Here is a 16922-nt window from a genome sequence, read left to right as displayed (position 1 = left end):
TCCCCGGGTGGGGCCCGGCCCCCCGCGCGCCCCCGGGGGTGGCCCCCACGCCCCCCGACGGGCCCGGCACCCACCCGCCCGGTCCGACCGGGTCTTGACCCCCTGTGCTCCACCCCCTGCTTGGAGTCGTCGATGCCTCCTGTCCGCAGCACAGCCCTGCCCTTGACGCTGGCGGTCGTGGCCGCCACCGCCTTGGCCGGGATGGTCTTCTCCGCCGCACCCAGGGACGCGCCCCCCATCACCCTCGCCGCGGGTGGGAACGGCGCCACCGTCCCCTTCACCGAGTACGAGGCCGAAGCCGCGACCACCAACGGCACGCGCGTCGGCCCCGACTACACCCAGGGCAGCCTCGCGTCCGAGGCGTCCGGCCGCCAGGCGATCACGTTGTCCGGCCAGGGGAAGTACGTCGAGTTCACCCTGACCAAGCCCGCCAACTCGATCGTCCTGCGCTACAGCGTCCCCGACGGCAGCCAGGGCACGGTCTCCGTGCAGGTCAACGGCACGAAGGTCCGCGACCTCGCCGTCACGTCCAAGTACAGCTGGCTCACCGCCCCGTGGATCGCGGGCGCGAAGGAGCACCACTTCTACGACGAGTCGCGCGCCCTGCTCGGCCGGGACGTCCAGGCGGGCGACCGGGTCCGCGTGCAGCTCGACGCGGGCAACGTCGGGACCGCCACCGTGGACCTCGCCGACTTCGAGCAGGTCGCCGGGGCCGCGAGCCAGCCCGCGAACTCCCTGTCCGTCACCAACTACGGCGCCACGCCGAACGACGGCGGCGACGACGCGACCGCGTTCGTCAACGCCATCAACGCGGCCAAGTCGCAGGGCCGCGAGGTGTGGGTGCCGCCGGGCACGTTCGACATCGGCCGCGGCCTGGCGATCGACCAGGTCACGATCCGCGGCGCGGGCAACTGGCACTCGGTGCTGCACAGCAGCAACCCGTTCCTGAACAACGGCCAGGTGCAGGGCAACATCAAGCTCTACGACTTCGCGGTCATGGGCGAGGTCACCCAGCGCGTGGACACCAGCCCGGACAACGCCTACCACGGCCCGCTGGGCAACGGCTCGGTCATCTCCGGCCTGTGGATGCAGCACCTCAAGTGCGGCATCTGGACGATGAACGGCTCCACGAGCAACGCCGTCATCGAGAACAACCGGTTCCTCGACCTCGCGGCGGACGGCCTGAACTTCAACGGCAACGTGACCGACTCCGTGGTGCGCAACAACTTCCTGCGCAACACCGGTGACGACTCGCTGGCCATGTGGTCGCTCGGCGCGGACGTGCGGGACTCGTTCACCAACAACACCATCGTCCAGCCCAACCTGGCCAACGGCATCGCGATCTACGGCGGCACCGACATCTCGGTGCGCGGCAACCTGATCCGCGACACCAACGCGCTCGGCGGCGGCATCGCCATCTCCAACCAGGCGTTCGTCTACGACGGCCGGTTCTCCCCGCTCGCGGGCACGACGACGGTCGCGCAGAACACGATGGTCCGCACCGGAGCGATCAACCCCAACTGGGGCCACCCGATGAGCGCGATCCGCTTCGACTCCTACGACTTCCCGATCACCTCGCCGGTCACCGTGACCGACAACCGGTTCGTCGACAGCCCGTACAGCGCGATCCAGTTCGTGTCGGGCGGCGGCACCGGCAAGCCGATCACCGGCGTCACCGTGGACGGCGCGTCCGTCGAGGGCGTCGGCACGGTGGTGCTCCAGGTGGAGGCGCCGGGATCGGGGCGGTTCTCCAACGTCACCGCGTCACGGGTGGGCACGCGCGGGTTCTACAACTGCGTCTACCCGGCCAACGCGGGCACGTTCGGGATCACCCGCGGCAGCGGCAACTCCGGCTGGGACAGCCAGTGGACCGACTGCGGCAGCTGGCCGCCGCGCAACGCGGGCGACACGCCTCCGACGACGACCACCACGACACCGCCGCAGTCCGGCAACGTGGCGCGCGGCAAGCCGGTCAGCTCGTCCAGCCAGGTCGGCGGCTACCCGTCGTCGAACGCGACCGACGGCAACGCCGACTCCTACTGGGAGAGCACCAACAACGCGTTCCCGCAGACGGTGACTGTCGACTTCGGCGCGGCCACGTCCGTGCGGCGGCTAGTGCTGAAGCTGCCGCCCGCCACGGCGTGGGGCGCGCGCACGCAGACGATCACCGTGTCCGGCAGCGCCGACGGTGGCGGGTTCACCCAGCTCGTCGGGTCGACCGGCTACCGGTTCGACCTCGCGAGCGGCAACCAGGTGACCGTCCCGGTCACGGCGAACCAGCGCTACCTGCGCCTGACCTTCACGGGGAACACGGGCTGGCCCGCCGGGCAGCTCTCCGAGTTCGAGGCCTACACCTCCTAGGAAGGGCCGTCCCATGCGCTCCTCTCTCCGACGGCCGCTGGCGTTCGGCGCGGCCTGCCTCTCCGCGGCGGTGGTGACCGCGCTCGTCGTGGTCGCCGCCCCGCAAGCCGCGTCCGGTCAGGTCTCCGCCGCGGCCGCCTACACGTCCCCGTTCGACATCGCCGGTCGCGGCGCCACGGTCCCGTTCACCGAGATCGAGGCCGAGAACGCCGCCACCAACGGCACCAAGATCGGCCCCGGCCGCAGGCAGAGCACGCTCGAAGGCGAGGCCTCCGGCCGTCAGGCGATCACGTTGTCCGGTCAGGGGAAGTACGTCGAGTTCACCCTGACCAAGCCCGCCAACTCGATCGACATCCGGTACAGCGTGCCGGACGGCAACGGGGGAGCGGGCATCACCGCCCCGCTGTCGCTGTACCTGAACGGGACCAAGTCCGGCAGCCTCACGCTGACGTCGAAGTACTCGTGGCGCTACGGCGGCTACCCGTACGCCAACGATCCGGGCCAGGGCAAGCCGCACCACATGTACGACTCCACGCGGGCCCTGTTCCCGACGACGTTGCAGGCCGGGGCGAAGGTCCGCCTCCAGGTCGACAGCGGCGACACCGCCCCGTCGTACACGATCGACCTCGCCGACTTCGAACAGGTCGCCCCGGCGGCCACCCGACCGGCGAACTCCGTGTCGGTGACCGAGTTCGGCGCCGTGGCGGGCGATTCGGGCGACGACAGCGACGCGTTCGTCGCCGCCGTGGCCGCCGCGAAGAGCGCGGGCAAGGAGGTGTGGATCCCCGCCGGGACGTTCACCGTCACCCGGCACATCACCGTGGACCGGGTCGTCGTGCGCGGCGCGGGCCACTGGCACAGCGTCGTGCGCGGCAACCGCGTCGGCTTCTACGGCCTGGGCGAGCCGTCCAGCTGCGGCATCGGCGGCAACTCCGGCCGGTCGAGCGCCGTGAGCCTGCTGAACTTCGCGATCATCGGCGAGGTCACCACGAGGGAGGACTGCGACCAGGTCAACGCGATCGGCGGCGCTCTCGGTGGCGGCTCGGTGATCTCCGGCATGTTCTTGCAGCACACCAAGGTCGGCCTGTGGTTGGACGGCCCGTTCGACGGCTTGACGATCCGGGACAACAAGGTCGTCGACCAGCTCGCGGACGGCCTGAACCTGCACCAGGGCATCAGCAACGTGCTGATCGAGAACAACCTGTTCCGCAACATCAGCGACGACGGCATCGCGTTCTGGTCGGAACGCGACGCCGACCACGACAACACCATCAGGCACAACACGGTGATCGTGCCGATGAAGGCGAACGGGATCGCCATCTACGGCGGCCGCGACAACACCGCGACGGACAACGTCGTGGCCGACACCCAGGACCAGGGCGGTGGCATCCACGTCGGCAACCGCTTCCAGTCAGTGCCCTTGGCGGGCACCACCACGCTGGCCCGCAACACCACCCTCCGCGCGGGCGTCCTGGACTCCAACTGGCAGTTCGGCGTGGGCGCACTCTGGTTCGACGCGCGGGACGGGGCGATGTCGGGCCGCATCGACGTCACCGACACGGACCTGATCGACTCGAACTACGAGGCGATCCAGTTCATCAGCGGCACGATCACGAACGTCCACTTCGACGGCGTCCGCATCCTGGGAGCAGGCACCTTCGGCATCCAGCTCCAGTCACCGGGCGGGGCGTCGTTCGCCAACGTCACCGCGTCGGGCCTCGGCCGTGGAGGCGTGTACAGCTGCCTCGGCTCAGGCGGCTTCGCCATCGAACGAGGTTCAGGCAACTCCGGCTGGGACACCACCCCGTACTGCGGCCCGTGGCCGGAACCGATCTACACGGACCCCACCGCCCCACCCACCACGACGACCACGACCACCACGACGACGACCACCACGACGACCGTGCCGCCGGACCCGAGTGGCAACCTCGCCCGTGGACGCACCGCGACCGCGTCCAGCCAGGGCTCCGGCTTCGCCGCCTCGAACGCCACCGACGGCAACGCGGGTTCGTACTGGGAGAGCACCAACGGCACCTTCCCGCAGACCTTGACGGTGGACCTGGGCACTGCCGTCTCGGTCGGCCGGGTGGTCCTGAAACTGCCACCGTCCTGGGAGGCCAGGACGCAAACGCTGGCGGTCTCCGGCAGCAACGACGGCTCCGCCTTCTCCCAGTTGGTGGCGTCGACCGGCTACCGCTTCGACCCGTCGTCGACCAACACGGTCACCATCCCGCTCACCGCGAACAACCGGTACCTGCGCTTGACGATCACCGGCAACACCGGCTGGGCGGCGGCACAGCTCTCGGAGTTCGAGGCCTACGCGGGCGGCGGAACCACCCCACCCACCACCACGACGACCACCACCACGACCACAACCACTCCTCCGACCGGAAACCTGGCCCGTGGCCGCACAGCCACGGCGACCAGCCAGTCGGACGTCTACGGCCCGTCACGAACGACGGACGGTGACGCCAACTCGTACTGGGAAAGCGCGAACAACGCGTTCCCGCAGTCGGTCACGGTGGACCTCGGTTCGTCCGTGCAGGTGAGCCGAGTCGTCCTGAAGCTCCCACCCGCCACGGCGTGGGCCACCAGGACGCAGACGTTGACCGTGCAGGCCAGCACGGACGGGTCCTCGTACCGGAACGCGGTGGCGTCGGCCGGGTACACGTTCAACCCCGCCACCGGGAACGCCGTGACGATCACGTTCGCGGCGGGCCAGGCCAGGTACGTCCGCTTGGCGATCACCGCGAACACCGGGTGGCCTGCCGGGCAGATCAGCGAGTTCGAGGTCTACAGCAGCTAGCTCTTCCCGAGGTACCGCACAAGCACCGGGCCCCCGAGCCTCGACCTCCTCGGGGGCCCGGCCCATGTCCACACCACAACCTCAGTCGGAGAACGACCCGCTGAGGTTCGCGCTGTTGGCACTCCCAGGCGACCCACTACCGGCGGTCTGGGTGACCAACTTCCCATCGGTGGTGGCGACAGCGGCCATGTCACCCCCGTCGTACTCCATCCTCACCTGCCACTCGTGACGCCCACCGCCGTACGGCACCTCCACCTTCTTGTTCCACGGCAACACCACGCCCTTCTCCTTGGCGACCTTCCCATCGAGGGTGAACTCCAGCGTGGTGAGCACCGCCGTACCGGTCACCTCCACCTCCAACACGTGCACCCGCGCATCACGAGAGGGGGAGGACGGCGGAGGAGCGGGCGGCGCGACGTTCGAACAAGCGGCAAGCACCGCCACACCAAGCATCGCAACCACCACGAGACTCACCGGTCGGGCCTCAAGTTTCGCCATATCCACCATCCTCCCGCCCAAGCCTCCGAGCCTCCAGGGGCGCGGGAGTCCAGGGGCGGGAGTGAGGGGTGGGATGGCGCTGAGGGCCGGGGCGAGGAGTCCGGGGGTGGGGGAGGGCTGGGGCACGGGAGTTCGGGGCGCTGGGTGTGGGGGCGCAGGAGCGCGGAACGCGGGGGTCCAGGGGCGCAGGGAGCGGGAGAGTGGGAGCCGGGGGTGAAAGTCCAGGAGGTGAGAGAGCGCGATGGCGCGGGAATCTGGGAGTCCAGGGGTGCCGGAGGCGGGGTCCGGGGGTGTCGGGTGTGGGAACGCGGGAGTCCGAAAACACTGAGGGCGGGGGTGTGGGGATCCTGAGACGCCGGGTGCGAGAACTCGGGACGTCCGGGGTCCAGGGGCGGCCAGATCCAGGGGCGGCTAGATCCAGCGGTGCCGGGTGCCGGGTGCCGGGTGTGGGAGTGCGGGAACGCGGGAGTCTGGAAACGCCGAGTGCGGGAGTGCGGGGGATGTGGGAGTCCTGGAAACGCCGGGCGCGGGGGCGCAGGAGTCCAGGGCCGCAGGGGTGCGGGGGTACGGGTGAGGGAATGAGCGGCGCGGGGTGTGGGAGGGCGAGGCGCGGAGTGCGGAGTGGGGGAGACGCGGGAGCGTGGGAGGTCCGGTAGCGCGAAGCGCGGGAGTCCACCCCACCCGTACTGGGAACTTCCCAGACCCCAACCCCTCAATCGTGACCGTTCGGTCATTCCCCCGTGACCGCCGTCTCGACTGATCAGTCCTCGGAAACCACTTGCTTCCCCCCACAACAATCCCCTCCAAAGCCTAAAGAATTTCGCATTTCGCCGCACAACCCCTCCGCCAATACGCCCATCGACGATCTTTCGCCCCAAAGAAATCCCGCCCGCCCCAAGGATTCCGGGCACGTGTCGACCACCAAACGGGCACAGGTTCACCCGTAATCACGTTTTCACCAGCGTTTCGGCTGGCCAAACGGGCATTGATCGGGCAGGTTCACACGTGCTGTGTCGCTGGCCACACTGTTTCACCGGTGTTAAACCTATGGGCAGCCCGAACGGGCATCTGCAAGTCCGAGTGGGCAGGAGGGTGTGCATGCAGGCCGAAGAGCGTCAGCGCCGCATTCTCGCTCGTGCTCGGGCCGACGGGCGGGTCGACGTGGTCGACATCGCCGCCGAGCTCGGCGTGGCGCCGGAGACGGTCCGCAGGGACCTGAGGCTCCTCGACGACCACGGTCTGGTCCGGCGGACGCACGGTGGGGCGTTCCCCGTGGAGAGCGCGGGGTTCGAGACCGGCCTGGCGTTCCGCTCGGCGTCGATGGTGCCGGAGAAGCGGCGCATCGCGAAGGCGGCGGCCGATCGGCTGGCCGACGCCGAGACGGTGTTCGTGGACGAGGGGTTCACGCCCCAGCTCGTCGCGGAAGCACTGCCGACCACCCACCCGCTGACCGTCGTCACGGCGTCGCTGCCCACGGCGGCGGCGTTGTCCGGAACGCCCTCGGTCACGGTGCTGCTGCTGGGCGGCCGCGTCCGCGGTCGGACACTGGCCACCGTCGACCACTGGGCGATCCGGATGCTCAGCGAGATGGTGATCGACCTGGCCTACATCGGGTCGAACGGCATCTCCCGCGAGCACGGGTTGACCACACCGGACCCCGTTGTCGGTGCGGTCAAAGCACAAGCCGTGGGCGTCTCCCGACGGAAGATCTTCGTCGGCGTCCACACCAAGTTCGGCGTGGCGAGCTTCAACCGGTTCGCCGCGATTTCGGATCTCGAAGCCATCATCACGGATTCCGGACTGCCCGCGGCCGAAGGACACCGCTACGCCGCGCTAGGCCCGAAAGTTGTCAGAACCTGATCAAGTCCCCCGAGCGGTGCACCACGGAGTGGTGACCTGGCTGCTCGACGCCCTCCTCAGGGCATTTCGGTTAGATGGGAAGGAAAGACGATGACGTCATTCAGTTCTCGCCGCGCCGCCGCGATGGCGGCAGCCGCGCTGGTGGCAGTCGGGGTGACGGCGTGCAGTGGCGCCGGTGGGGGTGGATCCACGGCCGATGGCTCGTCCATCAACGTCCTGATGGTCAACAACCCGCAGATGCAGGACATCCAGAAGCTCACCGCCGACAACTTCACCAAGCAGACCGGCATCAAGGTGAACTACACCGTGCTGCCCGAGAACGACGTCCGCGACAAGATCAGCCAGGACTTCTCCAGCCAGGCCGGTCAGTACGACGTCGCGACGATCAGCAACTACGAGACGCCCATCTACGCCAAGAACAACTGGCTCGCGCCGCTCGACGACTTCATCGCGAAGGACAGCGGGTTCGACCAGAACGACATCCTGGAGCCGATGCGGCAGTCGCTGACCGCCGCCGACGGCAAGGTCTACGCCGAGCCGTTCTACGGCGAGTCGTCGTTCCTCATGTACCGCAAGGACGTCTTCGCGGCGAAGAACCTCACCATGCCGGACAAGCCGACGTGGCAGCAGGTCGCGGACCTCGCGGCCCAGCTCGACGGCGCCGAGCCGGGCATGAAGGGCATCTGCCTGCGCGGCCAGCCGGGTTGGGGCCAGGTCATGGCCCCGCTCACGACGGTGGTCAACACCTTCGGCGGCACGTGGTTCACCAAGGACTGGCAGGCGCAGGTGAACGCGCCGGAGTTCAAGGAGGCCACCAAGTTCTACGTGGACCTGGTCCGCGCGCACGGTGAGGCGGGCGCCCCGCAGGCGGGCTTCGCCGAGTGCCTGAACAACATGACCCAGGGCAAGGTCGCGATGTGGTACGACGCCACGTCCGCCGCCGGTCTCCTCGAGGCGAACGACTCCCCGGTCAAGGGCAAGCTCGCCTTCGCGCAGGCCCCGGTGAACAAGACCGAGTCCTCGCAGTGGCTCTACACCTGGGCGTTCGGCGTCCAGAAGGCCAGCAAGAACCAGGACGCCGCCTGGAAGTTCATCTCCTGGGCGTCCGGCAAGGACTACGAGAAGCTGGTCGGCACGACGCTGGGCTGGTCGAAGACGCCGGACGGCAAGCGCTCCTCCACCTACCAGAACCCGGACTACCTGGCGGCGGGCACCTCGTTCGCCAAGCAGGCGGAAGCCGCGATCAAGGGCGCCAAGCCCACCGACCCCGGCGTCCAGCCGCGGCCCGCGAGCGGCATCCAGTTCGTCGGCATCCCCGAGTTCACCGACCTCGGAACCCAGGTGTCGCAGCAGATCAGCTCGGCGATCGCGGGCGCGACGTCCGTGGACGACGCGCTGAACTCGGGCCAGGCACTCGCCGAGAAGGTCGCCGAGAAGTACCGCGGCAAGTAGGGAGCCCTCGATGAGCCTCGACACGGCCCCACCACCGGCCAAGCAGCAACGGCGGGGAACCCCTCCCGCACCGAAGGGGCTCGGCGCGGCAGCGCGCTGGGCCCGTCGGGCCCCCCTCCTCCCAGCGCTGATCTTCACCATCATCGTGACCCAGCTGCCGTTCGTGGCGACGCTGATCATCTCGGTGCTGCGCTGGAACTCCCTCGACCCCGACAACCGCGGGTTCGCCGGGTTCGACAACTACGCGGCGGTCTTCACCGACCCCAACCTCAGGTCGTCGATCGTCACGACGGTGATCCTGACCGTCGTCGTGGTGGTGGTCTGCCTGGTCCTCGGCCTCGGGCTGGCCCTGTTGCTGGACCAGAAGTTCCGCGGTCGAGGGCTCGTCCGCACCATGCTCATCGCGCCGTTCCTGGTCGTCCCGGTGGCCGCGGCGCTGCTCTGGAAGCACGCGCTCTACAACCCCGAGTACGGCCTGTTCAACGGCGCGCTCACCTGGATCTGGAGCCTGTTCGGCGCCGACCGCCCACCGCAGCCCGAGTGGATCAGCGACATGCCGCTGGTCGCCGTCGAGGCCTCGCTGGTGTGGCAGTGGACGCCGTTCATGATGCTGATCCTGTTGGCGGGCTTGCAGAGCAGGCCGATGGACGTGGTCGAGGCCGCGCGCATCGACGGCGCCACGCCGTGGCAGATCTTCCGGTACCTGACGTTCCCGCACCTGCGGCAGTACCTGGAGCTGGGCGGCCTGCTCGGGTCGATCTACATCGTGCAGAACTTCGACGCGGTCTTCACCATCACCTCGGGTGGTCTGGGCACGGCGAACCTGCCGTACACGATCTACCAGACCTTCTACCAGGCGCACGACTACGGGCAGGCGTCCGCGGCCGGTGTCGTGGTGGTCATCGGGTCGCTCATCATCGCCAACTTCGCGTTGCGCGTGGTGTCGTCCCTGTTGAAGGACGAGGTGAAGTGATGCGCAGGCTGGTCGGTGTTGCCGCCTGGTTCTCGGCGATCCTGTTCTTCGCGCCGGTGGCGTGGATGGTGCTGACCTCGCTGCACAGCGAGCCGGACGCCGCCACGAACCCGCCGTCGCTGGGCGCCCCGCTCACGTTGCAGGGCTACGAGGAGTTCTTCGGCGCGTCCACGGGCCAGTCCCCGTGGCCGCCGCTGATCAACTCGTTCAGCGCCAGCATCAGCTCGACGATCGTCGTGCTGCTGCTGGCGATCCCGGCGGCGTACGCGCTCTCCATCAAGAAGGTGGAGAAGTGGACGGACGTCATGTTCTTCTTCCTCTCCACCAAGATGCTGCCGGTCGTCGCGGGCCTGCTGCCGATCTACCTGGTCGCGCAGTTCACCGGGATGCTCGACAACATCTCGTTCCTGGTCATCCTGTACACCTCGATGAACCTGCCCATCGCCGTGTGGCTGATGCGCTCGTTCCTCGCCGAGGTGCCGCCGGAGATCCTGGAGGCGGCGTCGATCGACGGTGCCGGTCTGATCACGACGCTGCGCCGGGTGGTGGCTCCCATCGCCATGCCGGGCATCGCCGCGACCGCGTTGATCTGCTTCATCTTCAGCTGGAACGAACTGCTGTTCGCCAGGGTGCTGACCGGTGTCGTGGCGGGCACCGCGCCGGTGTTCCTCACCGGTTTCGTCACCAGCCAGGGCCTGTTCCTGGCGAAGGTCTGCGCCGCGGCGACGGTCGTGTCCCTCCCCGTGCTGATCGCGGGGTTCGCCGCCCAGGACAAGTTGGTCCAGGGCTTGTCGCTAGGAGCCGTCAAGTGAAGGCCGTCGTGATCACCGGCATCGGTCAGCTCGAGGTGACCGAGGTTCCCGACCCGAAAGCGGGACCGCGCGAGGTGGTCGTCGACGTGTCGGCCTGCGGGCTGTGCGGGACGGACCTGCACATCCTCCAGGGCGAGTTCGCGCCCACGCTGCCGGTGATCCCCGGTCACGAGTTCGCGGGCGTCATCGTGGAGATCGGCAAGGACGTCACCGAGGTCGCGGTCGGCGACCGCGTCGCGGTGGACCCCTCGCTGTACTGCCACGAGTGCCGCATGTGCCGGTTGGGGCGCAACAACCTCTGCGAGCGGTGGAACGCGATCGGCGTGTCGGTCTCGGGCGGGGCCGCGGAGTACGCGGTGGCGCCGGTGGCGAACTGCGTGAAGCTGCCCGACCACGTCCGCACCGAGGACGCGGCGCTGATCGAGCCGCTGTCCTGCGCGGTCCGCGGTTACGACATCCTCCGGTCGCAGCTGGCGAGCCGGGTGCTCATCTACGGCTCGGGCACGATGGGCCTGATGATGCTCCAGCTCGGCAAGCTGACCGGCGCGGCCAGCATCGAGGTGGTCGACATCAACACCGACCGCCTCGCCACGGCCAAGCAGTTGGGCGTCACCGCGACCGCCACGTCGGCGGACGAGCTGGACCGGCCGAAGGGCTGGGACGTGGTGATCGACGCGACCGGCAACGAGCGCGCGATCCAGGACGGGCTGGGCCGGGTCGCCAAGGGCGGCACGTTCCTCCAGTTCGGCGTCTCGGACTACTCGGCGCGGGCGGTGATCGAGCCGTACAAGATCTACAACCAGGAGATCACCATCACCGGCTCGATGGCCGTGCTGCACTCGTTCGAGCGGGCCGCGGACCTGTTCGCGACCGGCGTGCTGGACCCGAACGTCTTCATCAGCGACCGGCTGCCGCTCGACAGCTACGCGGCGGCCATCGAGCAGTTCAAGGCGGGCGAGGGCCGCAAGATCCAGGTCCTGCCCTAGTCCCACCACCACGAGGAAGCCCACCCGCCGTGCAGGCGGGTGGGCTTCCTCGCGTTCCGGCCCCCGAGCGCTGGGGTCGCTGGGGGGCCGGAGGGGCGGCCGCGCTCAGGCGGCGTGCTTGCCCCGCTTGCGCGGGTTGCGCATGCTGAAGACCACGACGCCGCCCGCGGTCAGCAGGCAGAGGCCGAACAGCAGCGGGAGGGCGACCGAGGCGCCGGTCGTCGGCAGGTTGGTGTCGTCCGCGATGACCAGGACGTTGCTCTTGCTCGTGGAGTTCGGCGACGTGGTCGAGGACGACGACGTGCCGCCGGTGCCCGACGCCCCGGCCGAGCTGTCCCGAGTGGACGCCGCCGACGCGGACGACGACCCGGACGTGGTCGACGACGAGGACCCGCTGGTGGGCGTGACCGCGGAGCCGGACGTGACCTTCTCGCTCGCGATGGACGGCGGCTCGATCAGGCTCACCAGCGGTGGCACCAGCGGGGGCAGGAACTTGGTCGTCAAGGTCGTCGTCGTGGTGGTGGTCGTGGTCTCGGAGGAGCTGGTCTGCGACGAACTGGTCTGCGACGAGCCGGTCTCGGCGGGTGGCGCGGCGACGACCGGGGGAGGGGGCGGTGGGACGACGGCCTTGGTGGTCGTGGTCGTCGTGACCGGGGGAGGCGTGGTCGTGGTCGTCGTCGGGAGGGTCGTGGTGGTGGTCGCCTTGGCCGAGGGCGCCGGGAACATCGGCATCATCGGGATCCCGAAGATCGGCGACTCCTTGGCCTGGGTCTGGGTGATGGTGGCCTGCGCGCACACCGGCTGCGGCACCGAGCGGACGAACGAGAACCCCTGGTCGCCCGTCCGGTCGTTCCCGGCCGACACGACGACCCGGTAGAGGTGCTCCACGTTGCCCGGCCGGATGAACGAGTTCCGGTAGGACGTCCCGAACCGCCGCTCGTCCAGCACCTGCTGGTTGTCCTGGACGCTGACGGTGTTCGTCACGCGGCCGTTGTAGTCCCGGACCTCGACGGTGAGCACCGACTGGCCGCCCACGCAGCTCGCCTTCACGGTCGGCGCGTTCGCGCCCGCCGGGTCGACGAAGCCGAACCAGACGACGGCGGTCGTGCCGACGAGAGCGAAGGCGCCCAGTGTTCGCCTGGCTACGCGTATGGCCGCGTCGTCCGATCGTGCGTGGCGCATGGTGACACTCCTGTCGTGGTCCGTACGGCGGGCATCGCGGGGCCGCCACTTGCCTATACGGAGTCGCACAGGTCACTGTTCACGGCAGTTGCTAGGCCGATCGGGTGATGGTTGGTCACTGTCCGAATGCGACGGGCCTGGTCAGCCGCTTGCCGGCTCGGTCGGGTGGTCGTCGTCGCCGTGCTCGGAGCGGCACTGGCGCTTCACGTTGAACGCGATCACGCCGAGTGCGCTGACCAGGCACAAGCCGATCAGCAGGGGGATCGCGACCGACGCCCCGGTGCGGGCCAGATCGCTCTTGTTGCCCAGCGGGATGACCCCGGTGTTGGTGGTCGGAGGGGTCGACGAGGACGAGTCCGCGCTGGAGGGGGTCGAGGACCCACTGTCCGTGGGTGAGGTGGTCGTCGTGGTGGTGGTCGCGGAACTCGGGTCCGACGACGGCACCGAGGTCTGGGTGGTAGTGGGAGCGTTCCCACGTGGTGTCACGCAGGGGTCCGTCGACACCTCCCGGACGAACGACTGGCGGCTGTTGTCCGGCACCCGCAGCGTGATGACGAACGTGTGCGGCACGTCCGCGGGCCTCGGGAACGACCCCACGTAGGACCCGGTGAACTCCCGGTTCTCCAGCACGATGTCGCCGTCCTGGACCTTGATCGCGCTCTTGCCCTGCCCGTAGCCCTTCAGGTCGACCACCAGCACCGCGCCGCCCTGACCGCAGTTCGCCTTCAGGTCGGCCTTCTCGGCCGAGGCGGGGACGGCGGCCGCGCACAGCGCGACGGCCGTCGTCGTGGTCACCGCGACGGCGGCGAGCGCCGTTCGGGCGATCCGGGCGAACTCCATGGGGACTCTCCTGGTGCAGGTGGTGCGGGTCCACTAGGCAGTACGGGCGGCAGGGCCTCGCTGTTCACCCGCCGGGCCTACTCATTCGGGTGATGCCGAACCAGCTGTCAACGCCGAACCCGAACGTTTCACCAGATGGGCGTTCGGTGCCGAGCGGCCCTCACCTCTTGTCGGCGACCTCCCGCCGTGTCTACGGTTTCGCACTACACCGATCGAACGACCACCGCGAAGAGGAGAGCGCCATGGCCGTCCTGTGCTCTCGCCGCCACGTGGACTTCGGCCGCATCAGCAGCGCCATCTGTCGCACCCGCTGACCTTCTCCCCGCCCGTCACCCGAGCCCCCAGGGGCTTCTTCGCCGACCCCACGGCCCGAGGACCCACCATGAGCGTTTCCGCGCGCCCGCTCCCGGTCACCCACGCCGACGACGAGACCGATCTCGCGTCCCTGAAGGTCGTCCCGTCCCGCCACCCGTGGCGCTGGGTGGGCGTGGCCGTCGTGCTGGTCCTGCTGGCCCAGTTCCTGCACGGCCTCGCCACCAACCCCGGCTGGGACTGGCCGGTGTTCAGCCGGTACTTCACCGCCGACTCGATCCTGCGCGCGGTGGGCGTCACCATCCAGCTCACCTTCTACGGCACGGTCCTCGGGTTCGCGCTCGGCGTGGTGCTGGCGCTGATGCGCCTGTCCAAGAGCCCGTTCCTCCAGGTCGTCAGCTGGACCTACGTGTGGGCGTTCCGGTCGATCCCGCTCATCGTGCAGCTGCTGTTCTGGTTCAACATCGCCTACCTGTACCAGCGCTTCGACTTCGGTGTGCCGTTCGGGCCGTCGTTCTTCTCCTTCGACACCAAGGACCTCATCGGCCCGATGAGCGCAGCGGTGCTCGGACTGGCGCTGCACCAGGCCGCGTACGCCGCCGAGATCGTCCGCTCCGGCATCATCTCCGTCGACCACGGCCAGCTGGAGGCCGCGGCGGCGCTGGGCATCCCCCGGCTCCGCCAGTTCCGCAGGATCGTTCTCCCGCAAGCGATGCGCTCCATCCTGCCGAACGCGGCCAACGAGGTGATCAGCCTCTTCAAGGGCACCTCGGTGGTCTCCGTCATGGCGATCGGCGAACTCTTCTACCAGGCGCAGGTCATCTACGGCCGCAACGCGCGGGTGGTGGCGCTGCTCATGGTCGCCACGGTCTGGTACATCGCCATGACCACGCTGCTCTCGCTGGTCCAGTACTACCTCGAACGCCACTACGCCAAGGGAGCGCTGCGAAACCTCCCGCCGACACCGCTGCAACGGGTGCGCGCCCAGGTCGCCGTGCTGCGCGCCAGGGCAGGAGCGAACCGATGAGCCCCGCGATGGTCGACCTCAGGGGGATCCACAAGAGCTTCGGCACCCTGGAGGTCCTCAAGGGCGTCACGCTCGAGGTCGAGTCCGGCGAGGTCGTGGTCGTCCTCGGGCCTTCCGGCTCGGGCAAGTCCACGCTCCTGCGCACGATCAACCACCTGGAGAAGGTCGACCAGGGGTACGTGAGCATCGACGGCGACCTCCTGGGCTACCGCCGGGTCGGCGACCGGCTGCACGAGCTGAAGGAACGCGAGATCCTCAAGCAGCGCACGCACATCGGCTTCGTCTTCCAGAACTTCAACCTCTTCCCGCACCTCACCGCGCTGGAGAACGTGGCGGAGGCCCCGCTCTCGGCGCAGCGCAGGTCGAAGAAGGAGGTCCACGCCGACGCCGTCCGGCTGCTGGCCCGCGTCGGCCTGTCGGACAAGGAGAACGCCTACCCGCGGCAGCTCTCCGGCGGGCAGCAGCAGCGCGTGGCCATCGCCCGCGCGCTGGCGCTGGACCCCAAGCTCCTGCTGTTCGACGAGCCGACCTCGGCGCTCGACCCGGAACTGGTCGGCGAGGTGCTCGACGTCATCAAGGACCTGGCCCGCACCGGCACCACCATGATCGTCGTGACCCACGAGATCGGCTTCGCCCGCGAGGTGGCCGACCGGGTCGTGTTCATGGACGGCGGCGTCGTCGTCGAGCAGGGCACACCCGCCGAGGTGCTCGACCGCCCGAACCACCCCCGTACCCAAGCCTTCCTGTCGAAGGTCCTGTAGCACCCGGAGGAAACCCGTGTCACCAGCCAGACTCGTCCCCGTCATCGTAGGTCTGCTCGTCCTGGTCTCGGCCTGCGGAGGAGCGGACGGCGCGGTGGCCGAGGACAAGGTCGTCGCGTCGGGCAAGGTCATCAACCTGAGCCCGCAGCAGAACCGCGTCACCGCGGAGAAGGACGCCGCCATCGCCGCGACCGTGCCGGAAGCCGTGCGGGCGACCGGGAAGCTCGTCATCGGCGGCACGGCGGGCACCGCCCCGCCGCTCGGCTTCTACGCCACCGACGACAAGACCCCCATCGGCGTGGAGACCGACATCTCCGTGCTCATCGCACAGGTGCTCGGCCTGGAGCCCGACCTGGAGGTCACCTCCTGGGAGAACCTCTTCGTGGGCCTGGACTCCGGCGCCTACCAGCTCGGCGTCTCCAACATCACCGTCACCGAGGCCCGCAAGGACAAGTACGACTTCGCCACCTACCGGCTCGACACCCTGGCGTTCGAGGCCAAGAAGGGCGCGGGCTTCAAGGTCGCCGGTCCCGCGGACGTGGCGGGCAAGATCATCGCCGTGGGCACGGGCACCAACCAGGAGAAGATCCTCGTCGACTGGTCGAAGCAGAACGAGGCCAAGGGGCTCAAGGCCACCGACATCAAGTACTTCCAGACCAGCTCGGACTACTACCTGGCGCTGGAGTCCGGCCGCATCGACGCCTACTTCGGCCCGAACCCCACGGCCGCCTACCACGTGGCCACGTCGGGCAAGACCGAGATCATCGGCAGCTTCTCCGGCGGCGGCGACGTCGTGGGCAAGATCGCGGCCACCACGAAGAAGGACAGCGGTCTGGTGAAGCCGGTGGCCGACGCGCTCAACGTGGTGATCAAGAACGGCAAGTACGCCGAGGTGCTGGAGCGGTGGGGCCTGTCCAGCGAGGCCGTGCCCACCTCGGAGATCAACCCGCCCGGCCTGCCGCGCACCTGAGCGTGAACCGCGGAGGGGCCCCCCGGGCACCTTTCCGGGGGGGGGGCACCCAGAACATGAAGACCCCCGAGGGGGGGAAAAA

General features: G+C 69.1%; 13 protein-coding genes. 10 read left to right on the top strand and 3 right to left on the bottom strand.

Features of this window, described 5'->3' with window-relative positions; all coding sequences use genetic code 11:
* The first annotated feature begins 132 nt into the window (after positions 1 to 132).
* Complete coding sequence (locus ACFWW9_RS22040; protein WP_390380821.1) at positions 133 to 2361, top strand: discoidin domain-containing protein; 2229 nt, start codon at positions 133 to 135, stop codon at positions 2359 to 2361.
* A 13-nt stretch (positions 2362 to 2374) separates the two neighbouring features.
* The gene (locus ACFWW9_RS22035) at positions 2375 to 5167 is read left to right on the top strand and encodes a discoidin domain-containing protein (RefSeq protein WP_390380818.1); all 2793 of its coding nucleotides are present in this window, start codon (positions 2375 to 2377) and stop codon (positions 5165 to 5167) included.
* 81 nt (positions 5168 to 5248) lie between these two features.
* On the opposite strand, the gene ACFWW9_RS22030 is transcribed toward ACFWW9_RS22035, so the two are convergent.
* The gene (locus tag ACFWW9_RS22030; protein WP_390380815.1) at positions 5249 to 5665 is read right to left on the bottom strand and encodes a hypothetical protein; all 417 of its coding nucleotides are present in this window, start codon (positions 5663 to 5665) and stop codon (positions 5249 to 5251) included.
* Between the two features lie 1098 nt (positions 5666 to 6763).
* Between ACFWW9_RS22030 and ACFWW9_RS22025 the strand changes: the two genes are divergently transcribed.
* The 5 genes from ACFWW9_RS22025 to ACFWW9_RS22005 all read left to right on the top strand — a co-directional run bounded on the left by ACFWW9_RS22025 (position 6764) and on the right by ACFWW9_RS22005 (position 11748).
* A complete protein-coding gene (locus ACFWW9_RS22025; RefSeq protein ID WP_259629605.1) occupies positions 6764 to 7525 on the top strand; it encodes a DeoR/GlpR family DNA-binding transcription regulator in 762 nt (253 codons plus the stop codon).
* A 90-nt stretch (positions 7526 to 7615) separates the two neighbouring features.
* Complete coding sequence (locus ACFWW9_RS22020; RefSeq protein ID WP_390380812.1) at positions 7616 to 8977, top strand: ABC transporter substrate-binding protein; 1362 nt, start codon at positions 7616 to 7618, stop codon at positions 8975 to 8977.
* Between the two features lie 10 nt (positions 8978 to 8987).
* A complete protein-coding gene (locus ACFWW9_RS22015; protein WP_390380809.1) occupies positions 8988 to 9950 on the top strand; it encodes a carbohydrate ABC transporter permease in 963 nt (320 codons plus the stop codon).
* Positions 9950 to 10762 carry a carbohydrate ABC transporter permease gene (locus ACFWW9_RS22010; protein WP_390380806.1) on the top strand — a complete coding sequence of 271 codons (813 nt, stop codon included), beginning with the start codon at positions 9950 to 9952 and terminating at the stop codon, positions 10760 to 10762. Before ACFWW9_RS22015 ends, ACFWW9_RS22010 begins: the two co-directional genes overlap by 1 nt.
* Entirely contained in the window at positions 10759 to 11748 is a 990-nt protein-coding gene (locus ACFWW9_RS22005) for a zinc-dependent alcohol dehydrogenase family protein (protein WP_390380803.1), read from the top strand. Before ACFWW9_RS22010 ends, ACFWW9_RS22005 begins: the two co-directional genes overlap by 4 nt.
* 105 nt (positions 11749 to 11853) lie before the next feature.
* Here ACFWW9_RS22005 and ACFWW9_RS22000 read toward each other — a convergent pair whose 3' ends face one another.
* Both ACFWW9_RS22000 and ACFWW9_RS21995 read right to left on the bottom strand, forming a co-directional pair.
* Complete coding sequence (locus tag ACFWW9_RS22000; protein ID WP_390380800.1) at positions 11854 to 12930, bottom strand: LPXTG cell wall anchor domain-containing protein; 1077 nt, start codon at positions 12928 to 12930, stop codon at positions 11854 to 11856.
* Positions 12931 to 13071: 141 nt separating this feature from the next.
* A complete protein-coding gene (locus ACFWW9_RS21995) occupies positions 13072 to 13770 on the bottom strand; it encodes a hypothetical protein (protein WP_390380797.1) in 699 nt (232 codons plus the stop codon).
* Positions 13771 to 14152: 382 nt separating this feature from the next.
* Between ACFWW9_RS21995 and ACFWW9_RS21990 the strand changes: the two genes are divergently transcribed.
* From ACFWW9_RS21990 to ACFWW9_RS21980, 3 genes are read left to right on the top strand one after another with little or no spacing between them, the layout of a single operon-like run.
* On the top strand, positions 14153 to 15109 hold the full coding sequence (locus ACFWW9_RS21990) for an amino acid ABC transporter permease (RefSeq protein WP_390380793.1): 957 nt from the start codon (positions 14153 to 14155) through the stop codon (positions 15107 to 15109).
* On the top strand, positions 15106 to 15870 hold the full coding sequence (locus tag ACFWW9_RS21985) for an amino acid ABC transporter ATP-binding protein (protein WP_390380790.1): 765 nt from the start codon (positions 15106 to 15108) through the stop codon (positions 15868 to 15870). Before ACFWW9_RS21990 ends, ACFWW9_RS21985 begins: the two co-directional genes overlap by 4 nt.
* 16 nt (positions 15871 to 15886) lie before the next feature.
* Positions 15887 to 16840 carry an ABC transporter substrate-binding protein gene (locus ACFWW9_RS21980; protein ID WP_390380787.1) on the top strand — a complete coding sequence of 318 codons (954 nt, stop codon included), beginning with the start codon at positions 15887 to 15889 and terminating at the stop codon, positions 16838 to 16840.
* Positions 16841 to 16922 lie beyond the last annotated feature (82 nt).

It is taken from the genome of Umezawaea sp. NPDC059074, assembly GCF_042738955.1.
Lineage (GTDB): Bacteria > Actinomycetota > Actinomycetes > Mycobacteriales > Pseudonocardiaceae > Umezawaea.
This window is presented reverse-complemented; position numbering and strand designations above follow the sequence as displayed.

Bases quoted from the DNA above. Each gene is read 5' to 3' on its own strand.
- ACFWW9_RS22040 (WP_390380821.1), top strand. From the start codon at position 133: ATGCCTCCTGTCCGCAGCACAGCCCTGCCCTTGACGCTGGCGGTCGTG.
- ACFWW9_RS22035 (WP_390380818.1), top strand. From the start codon at position 2,375: ATGCGCTCCTCTCTCCGACGGCCGCTGGCGTTCGGCGCGGCCTGCCTC.
- ACFWW9_RS22030 (WP_390380815.1), bottom strand. From the start codon at position 5,665: ATGGCGAAACTTGAGGCCCGACCGGTGAGTCTCGTGGTGGTTGCGATG.
- ACFWW9_RS22025 (WP_259629605.1), top strand. From the start codon at position 6,764: ATGCAGGCCGAAGAGCGTCAGCGCCGCATTCTCGCTCGTGCTCGGGCC.
- ACFWW9_RS22020 (WP_390380812.1), top strand. From the start codon at position 7,616: ATGACGTCATTCAGTTCTCGCCGCGCCGCCGCGATGGCGGCAGCCGCG.
- ACFWW9_RS22015 (WP_390380809.1), top strand. From the start codon at position 8,988: ATGAGCCTCGACACGGCCCCACCACCGGCCAAGCAGCAACGGCGGGGA.
- ACFWW9_RS22010 (WP_390380806.1), top strand. From the start codon at position 9,950: ATGCGCAGGCTGGTCGGTGTTGCCGCCTGGTTCTCGGCGATCCTGTTC.
- ACFWW9_RS22000 (WP_390380800.1), bottom strand. From the start codon at position 12,930: ATGCGCCACGCACGATCGGACGACGCGGCCATACGCGTAGCCAGGCGA.
- ACFWW9_RS21995 (WP_390380797.1), bottom strand. From the start codon at position 13,770: ATGGAGTTCGCCCGGATCGCCCGAACGGCGCTCGCCGCCGTCGCGGTG.
- ACFWW9_RS21990 (WP_390380793.1), top strand. From the start codon at position 14,153: ATGAGCGTTTCCGCGCGCCCGCTCCCGGTCACCCACGCCGACGACGAG.
- ACFWW9_RS21985 (WP_390380790.1), top strand. From the start codon at position 15,106: ATGAGCCCCGCGATGGTCGACCTCAGGGGGATCCACAAGAGCTTCGGC.